The following is a 9,127-nucleotide window of genomic DNA, read 5'->3' as shown; positions in this document are numbered from 1 at the left end:
TACGTACGCGTCCTCGTCGGCGGCCACCGTCCGGCCGCCCAGGACCACCCGGTCGATGTCGAGCAGGCCGACCAGGTTCGCCGCGCCCGTGCCCAGGACCCGGGCCGCCTCCGCCCGGTCGCCGCGCGCCTCGGCGGCCAGGCACAGCGCCTCGATGCAGCCTCGGCCGCCGCACCCGCAGAGCGGGCCGTCCAGTTGGAGGGTCTGGTGGCCGAACTCCCCCGCCCCCGTCCGCGTGCCCCGGTGCACCTCGCCGCCGAGGACCAGACCCGCGCCGAGCCCCGTACCGAGGTGGAGGTAGGCGAAGTCGCCCCCGCCCGCCCCTCCGAGGGCCAGGGCGAGGGCCGCGGCGTTGGTGTCCTTGTCCAGGACCACCGGCAGCCCGGTCCGCTCGGCCAGGGCGGCGCGCAGTGGGTAGCCGTCCCACCGCGGGAAACCGGTGACCCGGCGCAGGACGCCGTCCCGGTGGTCGAGCGGGCCGGGGACCGCGATGCCAAGACCCAGCACCGGCTTGTGCGGTTCGGCCGCGCGCAGGTCCCGTACCGCGTCCGTCGCGTCCGCGAGGACCCGGTCCGCCGGTGCGCCGAGGTCCAGGGGCGCGCGGGTGACCGCGACCGGCCGGCCCGCGAGGTCGACCAGGACGGCGGTGAGTCCGTCGCGGTCCAGGTGCAGCCCGACCGCGAACTGGGCGTCGGGGACCAGCCGCAGCACCGTGCGCGGCTTGCCGCCGGTGGAGGGGCGCACGCCCGCGCCGACGGCGAGACCGTCCTCCCGGAGCCGGGCGGTGATCTTGCTGACAGCCTGCGGGGTGAGGCCGGTGCCCTCGGCGAGCTCCAGCCGGCTGATGCCCTCCGCCCCGGCCGCCCGCAGCAGGTCCAGCACCAACGCCGCGTTGTGGTGGCGCAGCGCCGGGAGGTTCACCCCCGCGGGGGCCTTCGTCATGCTCCTGTTCACGGTTCACTCCTGCTCACCGTCCCATTGTGCCGGTCGCTTGCACTTTGGCAACAGCGTTGCTTAAGTGGAATGCATGACCCCCAACGCCACCGACGCCCCCCTCCGCGTCGCCCTCGTCGGCTACGGCCTGGCCGGCTCCGTCTTCCACGCCCCACTGATCTCCGCGACCGACGGCCTGGTCCTCGACACGGTCGTCACGTCGAACGAGGAGCGCCGGGCCGAGGCCCGTGCCGCGTTCCCCGACGTCCGCTTCGCCGCCTCGCCGGACGAGCTGTGGGAGCGCGCCGGCGAGCTGGACCTCGTCGTGATCGCCACCCCGAACAAGACGCACGTCCCGCTGGCGACGGCCGCGCTGAAGGCCGGACTGCCGGTGGTCGTGGACAAGCCGGTCGCCGGGACCGCCGCCGAGGCGCGCGAGCTCGCCGCCCTCGCCGACGAGCGCGGGCTGCTGCTCTCGGTCTTCCAGAACCGCCGCTGGGACGGCGACTTCCGTACGCTCGCCGCGCTGATCGCCGACGGCGAGCTGGGCGAGGTCCGGCGCTTCGAGTCCCGCTTCGAGCGCTGGCGGCCGCAGCCGAAGGGCGGCTGGCGCGAGTCGGGCGACCCGGAGGAGATCGGCGGTCTGCTGTACGACCTGGGCAGCCATGTCGTCGACCAGTCGCTGGCGCTGTTCGGCCCGGCGGTCCAGGTGTACGCCGAGTCCGACGTACGGCGTCCCGGCGCGGCGGCGGACGACGACACGTTCCTCGCGATCACCCACGCCAACGGGGTCCGCTCGCACCTGTACGTCAGCGCCACCACCGCCCAGCTCGGCCCGCGCCTGAGGGTGCTGGGCTCGCAGGCGGGCTATGTGAAGTACGGCCTGGACCCGCAGGAGGCGGCCCTGCGCGAGGGTCTGCGCCCGGTGGCCGGTGAGCCGTGGGGCGAGGAGCCGGAGGAGCTGTGGGGCCGCATCGGTTCCGGCGAGTCCCCGCTGACCGGTGGCGGGACCCCGGTCCGCACGCTGCCCGGCGACTACCCCGCGTACTACGCCGCCGTCGCCGCAGCGGTGCGCGGCACCGGCCGGAACCCGGTCACCGCGCTCCAGGCCGCCGCCGCGCTGGACGTCCTGGAGGCCGCCCGCCGCTCGGCCCGCGAAGGCGTCTCGGTCACCCTTCTCCCGCACCACCACGACGACGAAGAGGAGGAGGAGCGGCGCGCATGAGCACCACCTCCCCCACCATCTCCGAGCTGATCACCCAGGAGCGCCGGCTCGCCCTGCCGCACTTCGGCTACGACGACGCGTTCGCGCTCGGCAGCCTGCTGGTCACGCTGGCCCGGGAGCGGCACGCCCCGGTCGCGATCGACATCCGGCGCGGCGCGCAGCAGCTCTTCCACGCGGCGCTGCCGGGTTCGAGCGCGGACAACGACGCGTGGATCGACCGCAAGCGCAAGGTCGTCGAGCGGTACGGCGAGAGCTCGTATCTGGTCGGCACCCGGTTCCGAGCGAAGGGCACGACGTTCGAGGAGTCCTCGCGCCTGGACCCGGACACGTACGCGGCGCACGGCGGTTCGTTCCCGATCTCGGTGGCGGGCGCGGGCGTGATCGGCACGGTCACGGTGTCCGGGCTGCCGCAGGCCGAGGACCACGCGCTGGTGGTCGAAGCGCTGGAGCAGTTCGCGGCGACGCGGGGGGCCTGAGACCCCGTACGCGGGCGAGGGGCGGGCAACACGTACGCAGGCGAGAGGCCCGGCACCCCGTACGCGTCGGCGGGGGCTACGCCCCCCTCGGGTGCACCAGGGCTACGCGCCCTTCAGCTCCTGCCGCTGCCGGCCGAGCCCCTCCACCTCCAGCTCCACCACGTCGCCCGCCCTCAGGTACGGCTTCGGCTCGGGCTGCCCCATCGCGACCCCGGCCGGCGTACCGGTGTTGATCACGTCGCCCGGGTAGAGCGTCATGAAGTGGCTGAGGTAGCGGACGACCTCGCCGACCGGGAAGATCTGCTCGGCCGTGGTGCCGTTCTGCTTCAGCTCGCCGTTCACCCAGAGCCGCAGCGGCAGGGCCTGCGGGTCGGGCACCTCGTCGGCGGTGACCAGCCAGGGGCCCAGCGGGTTGAACGTCTCGCAGTTCTTGCCCTTGTCCCAGGTGCCGCCGCGCTCGATCTGGAACTCGCGCTCGGACACGTCGTGCGCGGTGGCGTAGCCGGCGACGTGCGCGAGGCCCTCATCGGCCGTCTCCAGGTAGCGGGCGGTGCGCCCGACGACGACGGCGAGCTCGACCTCCCAGTCGGTCTTGCGGCTGCCGCGCGGCACCAGGACCGTGTCGTCGGGCCCGACGACGGTGTCGGGGGCCTTGAAGAACAGGATGGGTTCCGCCGGGATCTCCGCACCCGTCTCGGCGGCGTGGTCGTGGTAGTTCAGCCCGATGCACACGATCTTGCCGATGCGCCCGAGCGGCGGGCCGATCCGCAGCCCCGTCGCGTCCAGGGCGGGCAGCACACCGGGCGCCTCGGCGGCCGCCCGTACCCGGGCGAGCGCGGAGGCGTCGGCGAGCAGCTCGCCGTCGATGTCGGGGACGATCCCCGACAGATCACGCAGGGTCCCGTCGCGGTCGAGAAGTGCGGGGCGCTCGGCACCCGCCGTACCGACTCGAAGCAGCTTCAACGGTCCAGCTCCTCTTGGTCGAGGTGGAGAGCCCTCCGGCGGGTTGCGGCCGGCGGAGGACTTGGCTGATCGTCCAAGAGATGCGGACACTCCGCAAGACCTCGTTCACACACTGGACCGGCGCATCGGCCGCCCCGATTACGCCGCGGTGGCCATGGCGCCCCCGCCGACCGGCAGATCGCGGTACAGCCAGGCCCGCTCGATCGCGGTCCAGGTGGTCGTAGTGACGACGTACAGGGCGGCGGCGAGCGGGACGACGGCCACGGTGATCAGGGTGAAGAAGGACAGCAGCGGCATGAGCTTCGTCATCGCGCCCATACCGGGCACGGCCTGTCCGTCCGGGCCGGCGGCGGGCGTCATCGGGTTGGCGGCCAGCTGCCGCTTGGTGCGTCCGTAGCTGAACGTGGCGACGGCGGCGACGATCACGAAGAGCCCCAGGTAGACCCACCCCTGTCCGCCGAACATCCCGCCGTGCGCATTCGCGTCGTGCCAGCGCCCGCCGAGCGGTGCGCCGAGCAGGTCGTGGCTGAGCAGCGCGTTGGGCTCGCCGCCGATCGAGCTGCTGGAGAACAGGTGGTAGAGCAGGATGAACGCGGGCATCTGGAGCAGGCTCGGCAGGCAGCCGGAGAGCGGCGACACCTTCTCGGCGGCATGCAGCTCCATGATCGCCTTCTGCATCCGCTCGGGGTTCTTGCCGTGCTTCCTGCGGAGTTCGGCGATCTGCGGCTGGAGCCGGCTGCGGGCCTTCTGCCCGCGTGCGGCGGCCCGCGACAGGGGGTGGACGGCGAGCCGGACGAGCGCGGTGAACAGGATGATCGCGGCGGCGGTGGACGCGGTCTGGAAGAACGGCTGGAGCAGATCGGCGAGGGAGCCGACCAGATTCGCGAAAGCGGACATGAAGGCGGACATGGGTGAGCCCTCCGGGGGTCTCGTCGTGCCGGGAGGTACCTGCGGGGAGGTACGGGTGGTTACTCGGCATGACGACCGGCGCGGGGCGCACCCGTCACGGGGTGCACGCAGCGCACGTACGCGAGGCACGCGACGTACGCGAGACACGAGAGGTACGAACCAGAGGTGCGGGGTTCCCTACGCGGCGGCCGTCAGGAGGGCGCGCCCGGGTGCTCGGGGCCTGGTGCGGCCCCGGGCGTCGGGGTCGCGTTGCGGGAGGAACGCGGTGCGTTGCTCCCGGTCCCTGATGGCCGTACGGACCCGGGTGCGGGGCACCGGGGACGCGCAGCGGGCGCTGATGACGGAGCAGGCGAGGAGTGCGGAGCCGGCGGCCGCGGTGGCGGCGAGCGCGACCGCGGCGGAGAGGCTGCCGCCCTCGGCGAGGAGGACCTCGGTGAGGAAGAGGACGAGGAGTCCGGCGGGCCGGAGCAGCCGGGCGAAGGCGCGGCGCAGGGCGTTGGCGTCCCGCATCGTTCCCACCCCCCTGCTCCCTCGTCCTGCCGTCTCTCTGTCCTGCGTCCTTCTGTCCTTCGTACCGTTCACCGGAGAGTCCGGTCGACGGCGCTTCCTTCGTTATACACGATGATCGGACGCGTCTCGGAGGACCGGATGAATCCGGCGAGCGCGACGGCCACGGTCAGCCCGCTGAACGCGCGCCGGAAGATGAGCCGCCGCCACAGCGGCTGGGGGCATAGCCCGATTACTCCGAACACCCAGGGACCCCACGCCAGGGACCCCACGCCGGGGACCCCACGCCCAGGGACCCCACGCCCTGGTGTGCTGCTCACCGCGGGCGCATCGCGGTGAGCTTCCCCCAGACGACGAGCCGGTAGCGGGAGCTGAATTCGGGGGTGCAGGTGGTCAGGGTCAGGTAGTAGCCGGGAGTGCTGTAGCCGACGGAGGTCGAGATGTTGCTGCGCGGCACGGGCGCGATGACCCCGCTGTCCGAGGGGGCGGTCCGCGCGAGGCGTTTGCCGACGGTGTACGTGTAGACGGCGTCCCGGGTCTCGACGGTGATCCGGTCGCCGCTCCGCAGCCGGTCGATGCGCCGGAAGGGCTCGCCATGGGTGTTGCGGTGCCCGGCGAGCGCGAAGTTCCCGGCCTGCCCGGCCTGCGCGGTACGGGCGTAGTGCCCGACGTACCCCCGGTCGAGCACCCCGCCCTTGCTGGTGCCCTCGGCGACGGGGGCGGCGAGCCCGATCCGGGGGATGCGCAGGACGGCGTACGCCTGGTCCCAGCGGGGGCTCGCACGGGTACGGGCAGGCGCGGGCGCGGGCGCATCGGTTGCCGCCGGGGCGGCAGCCGCGGCCCCGGCGCCACGGCCGGAGGGCGAGGGACGGGGACTCCCCTCCCGTGCACCGCCACCGCCACCGCCACCGCCACCGCCACCGTCTCCCGGCACCGGCTCGTCCCACTGCCGCTGCAGGCTCTGCACGGTGCGCCCGGCGTCGGCGCGCGCCTCGCGATTGGTCCACCACAACTGATGGACGACGAGAAGGAGCAGCGCGACGCCGAGGGTCACGACGAACTCGGCCGACGCCCACAGCCCCCGGGCGAGGAGACGCGGGCCGCCCCCGCGGCCGCGCACGGCCGACAGAACCCCGGGTCCCCGCGCAGCTCCCCGCCTCCGCATCGACGTCACCTCTCCCCCTTCGTCGTCACCCTTCCCGTACGGCGCGCACGGCAAGGACCCGGCGCGCACGGCAAAGGACCCCGCGCGCAACGTAGGGGCAAACCTCACAACTCTCCAGACTTCTCCCGTCTCTCATCCCCCGACCTCTTCTCCCGGCCGTCGCCGTCCGGCAGTACCGTGTGGTCCATGCGCCCCGACACGCCTGCCGACCACATCACCGAAGCCGAGCGTCTGCTCCGCACCGCGGCGCAGTACCCCGAGGACCACGAACCGCTGATCCTCCAGGCCGCGGCCCACCTGGAACTCGCGGGAGACCGAGCCCGCGCGAGCACGCTCTACGACGACCTGCTCGGAGCTCCCGAGTCCACCGTCGACAACCCGCACCTGATCAAGGCCCTCAAAGCGGCCAATCTCTGGGAGTACGGTCACGAGGCCGAGGCCCGGGCGATCATCGACGGCATCCGTACCGCGGGCCCGCTGGACGCGGCGCCGTGGCAGGTGGCCGCGGAGACCCTGGAGGCGCACGACGAGCTGGAGTCGGCGCACGACGTCCTCTCTACCGCGCTGACCCGGCTGCTGGCCCCCGGCGAGGAGGTCCCGTACGCCGTCCAGTCCCTGCTGACCGGCCGCCACCGGGTGCGCAGGCTGATGGGGCTGGACCACGACGCGTGGGACGAGCTGGCCGGCGAGCTGCACACGGCCCCGGTCCCCCTGGACGAACTCCACGACCCCAAGCGGCTGTGGTCGCTGGGCTCATCGGACCCGGTCGAGCTGAAGGCCGAGATCACCCGTCTCCGCGCGGAGCTGGGCACCTACCGCACGGCCCTCTCCCGCCCGTTCCCGGTCGCCGTCCTGCACTGGCCCGAGCAGGAGCTGCGCGAACTGCTCACCGCGTACCCGGCGTTGACCGAGGAGTACGTGGACCGCGCCACGCACCTGGACCGCCTGGAGACCGCACTCCGCGACCTCCACGCGACGGGCACCCCGAACCTGGGCATCGTGACGGGAACGGTCCCCTCGTACGAGGCGTTCGCCGCCTCGGAGGCCGCGTCCCCGGCCGACCCGGGCCTCCTCCCCCAGTACGCCACCACCCTCGCGGCCCGCGGCCGCGCCGTCCCCTGGCCCCCGTCGCGCACGGCTGCCTGCTGGTGCGGGTCGGGGGAGGTTTATGGGGGGTGCCACGGGGGCGGATGACGCCTAGCGCCGCCTACCAGAGGCCGCCATCCGCAGCTCTTGCGGCTGGCGGCCTCTACGGGTTTCTGCGGTCATCGCCCGGGCTGACAGACCCCCTTGATACAACTGCACATGTAGTACGCAGCGAGATTAGGGGGACTCGACCATGCCCAACGACACTTCGGGCGATGCACCAGTTGCTGGGCTGTACGAATCGCTCATCACCCACCGGCTCGCCGAACGGATGAAGCAACTCGACACCACAGGCTGGCACTCCATCGATGCCGCCGTCGGCCAAGAGTCAGCGCCTCATGTACTCGCTCGCCACATCGGCGCCACCGTGCGGCGGGTCTTCCAAGGCCTCTCACCAGCCGAGCAAGTGATTGCCGCCAATCACATCCTGGAGTCACTCAAGACGATCGAAGGCGCTAAGGAGTGGGTCGATCTCGTCGCCGAAGGGCCGCGACAACTGCTCGCCGTTGCGGAACAGGAGGCACCGGGCGTGTACGCCATACGCCCGGCGACGCCGTTGTCCGAAACGGCACTGATCACGAACTCTCCCGAGGACCCTAGCCTCGGCTTCGAACTGCGCGCCGAGCTAGTGTCTCGTGATCCTGTCGTTGGAACTTGATGGCGCGTCGCTTCGTTAGCCTGTTGTGGATCTCTCTTCCGAACAGATCGATGAGCTGCGGGAGTTGGCGGGCAGCCGTCATGCCCCTGCCGATGCCGCTCTGCGGGCCCGCCTGGTGCTGTGGACGGCCGAGGGGCGGCGACGCAAGGACATCGCCGAACTCGCAGGAGTCGCACCGAATACGGTGGACCGCGCCAAGGCCCGTTACCTCGTGGGCGGGATTGCCCAACTGGCTTCCCGGAAACCCGGCGGCGGACGCGATCAGGTCCCCGCGACCACTCGGGCCCGGGTGATCGCATTGACGAAGACAACCCCGCCGACGGAATCGGGGCTGTCCCACTGGTCCACGCGGACGCTGGTCAATCACATGAAGCGGCGCGAGGGCATCTCGGTGTCCTGGCACTACGTCGCCCGCATCTGGCGGGAGGAGAACCTCAAGCCGCACCGGAACGGCACCTTCAAGATCTCGAAGGACCCCGCATTCGCGGACAAGGTCGCCGATGTCGTCGGCCTGTACCTGGCCCCGCCCGGCGGCGCGGTGGTGCTGTCCATTGACGAGAAGACGCAGATACAGGCGCTGGACCGAACCCAGCCGGTACTGCCGGTCACCTTCGGCGCGGGCGAGAAGCGCACCCACGACTACGTACGGCACGGCACCACCAATCTGTTCGCCGCCCTCAATGTCCATACCGGTGAGGTGACCGGCGAGTGCAGGCCGAGCCGGAACGGGGCAAGCTTCCTCGCCTTCCTGAAGAAGGCGACCAAGCCGCACGCCGGCAAGGAGATCCATGTCGTCCTGGACAACCTGTCCACGCACACCACGCCGGAGGTGAAGGCATGGCTGGAGAAGAACCCCCACATCCGCTTCCACTTCACTCCCATCGGTTCCTCATGGTTGAACCAGATCGAGATCTGGTTCGGGATCCTGACTCGGCAGTCCATTCGCCGGGGCACGTTCTCCAGCGTCAACGTCCTGGTCAAGCAGATCCGCGACTACATCAACTCCTGGAACGAGGACGCGAATCCCTTCACCTGGACCGCGTCCGCCGAAGAGATCCTCGCGAAGGTCCGCGTCGTCCAGACCAACATGAAGAAACTCGTTAATAACAACTCAAACTGACACGATCAGGATCACGAGACACTAG

General features: G+C 71.7%; 9 protein-coding genes and 1 pseudogene. 5 read left to right on the top strand and 5 right to left on the bottom strand.

What is annotated here, in order from left to right:
* On the bottom strand, nt 1-954 hold a 954-nt coding region (locus tag B9S58_RS14240; RefSeq protein ID WP_103532482.1), incomplete at its 3' end, for an ROK family transcriptional regulator.
* A 73-nt stretch (nt 955-1,027) separates the two neighbouring features.
* On the opposite strand from B9S58_RS14240, the gene B9S58_RS14235 reads away from it, so the two are divergent.
* Both B9S58_RS14235 and B9S58_RS14230 read left to right on the top strand, forming a co-directional pair.
* Nucleotides 1,028-2,158 (top strand): Gfo/Idh/MocA family oxidoreductase, encoded by a 1,131-nt coding sequence (locus B9S58_RS14235; protein ID WP_103532479.1) that lies wholly within the window; start codon nt 1,028-1,030, stop codon nt 2,156-2,158.
* Entirely contained in the window at nt 2,155-2,634 is a 480-nt protein-coding gene (locus B9S58_RS14230; RefSeq protein ID WP_103532478.1) for a heme-degrading domain-containing protein, read from the top strand. The genes B9S58_RS14235 and B9S58_RS14230 overlap by 4 nt, the downstream gene beginning before the upstream one ends.
* Before the next feature lie 102 nt (nt 2,635-2,736).
* On the opposite strand, the gene B9S58_RS14225 is transcribed toward B9S58_RS14230, so the two are convergent.
* From B9S58_RS14225 to B9S58_RS14205, 4 genes are all read right to left on the bottom strand, one after another.
* Nucleotides 2,737-3,597 (bottom strand): fumarylacetoacetate hydrolase family protein, encoded by an 861-nt coding sequence (locus tag B9S58_RS14225; protein WP_103532477.1) that lies wholly within the window; start codon nt 3,595-3,597, stop codon nt 2,737-2,739.
* Nucleotides 3,598-3,735: 138 nt separating this feature from the next.
* The gene (locus B9S58_RS14220; RefSeq protein WP_103532476.1) at nt 3,736-4,506 is read right to left on the bottom strand and encodes a YidC/Oxa1 family membrane protein insertase; all 771 of its coding nucleotides are present in this window, start codon (nt 4,504-4,506) and stop codon (nt 3,736-3,738) included.
* Between the two features lie 177 nt (nt 4,507-4,683).
* A complete protein-coding gene (locus tag B9S58_RS14215) occupies nt 4,684-5,016 on the bottom strand; it encodes a DUF6412 domain-containing protein (protein ID WP_103532481.1) in 333 nt (110 codons plus the stop codon).
* A 313-nt stretch (nt 5,017-5,329) separates the two neighbouring features.
* Nucleotides 5,330-6,133, bottom strand: a complete 804-nt coding sequence (locus tag B9S58_RS14205) for a class E sortase (protein ID WP_258044495.1) — start codon at nt 6,131-6,133, stop codon at nt 5,330-5,332.
* 231 nt (nt 6,134-6,364) lie between these two features.
* On the opposite strand from B9S58_RS14205, the gene B9S58_RS14200 reads away from it, so the two are divergent.
* The 3 genes and pseudogenes from B9S58_RS14200 to B9S58_RS14190 all read left to right on the top strand — a co-directional run bounded on the left by B9S58_RS14200 (nt 6,365) and on the right by B9S58_RS14190 (nt 9,102).
* The gene (locus B9S58_RS14200) at nt 6,365-7,372 is read left to right on the top strand and encodes an SEC-C domain-containing protein (protein ID WP_103532474.1); all 1,008 of its coding nucleotides are present in this window, start codon (nt 6,365-6,367) and stop codon (nt 7,370-7,372) included.
* A 145-nt stretch (nt 7,373-7,517) separates the two neighbouring features.
* Nucleotides 7,518-7,970 (top strand): annotated as a pseudogene (locus B9S58_RS14195) (DUF3427 domain-containing protein); the annotation flags it as partial.
* 37 nt (nt 7,971-8,007) lie between these two features.
* Nucleotides 8,008-9,102, top strand: coding sequence for an IS630 family transposase (locus B9S58_RS14190; protein ID WP_103531692.1), 1,095 nt, complete (start codon nt 8,008-8,010; stop codon nt 9,100-9,102).
* Nucleotides 9,103-9,127: the final 25 nt, after the last annotated feature.

Origin of the sequence: Streptomyces sp. SM11, from assembly GCF_002910905.1 — a bacterium.
Classification (GTDB): domain Bacteria; phylum Actinomycetota; class Actinomycetes; order Streptomycetales; family Streptomycetaceae; genus Streptomyces.
The sequence above is the reverse complement of the archived record's forward strand: the minus strand, read 5'-3'. Positions and strand labels throughout refer to the sequence as shown.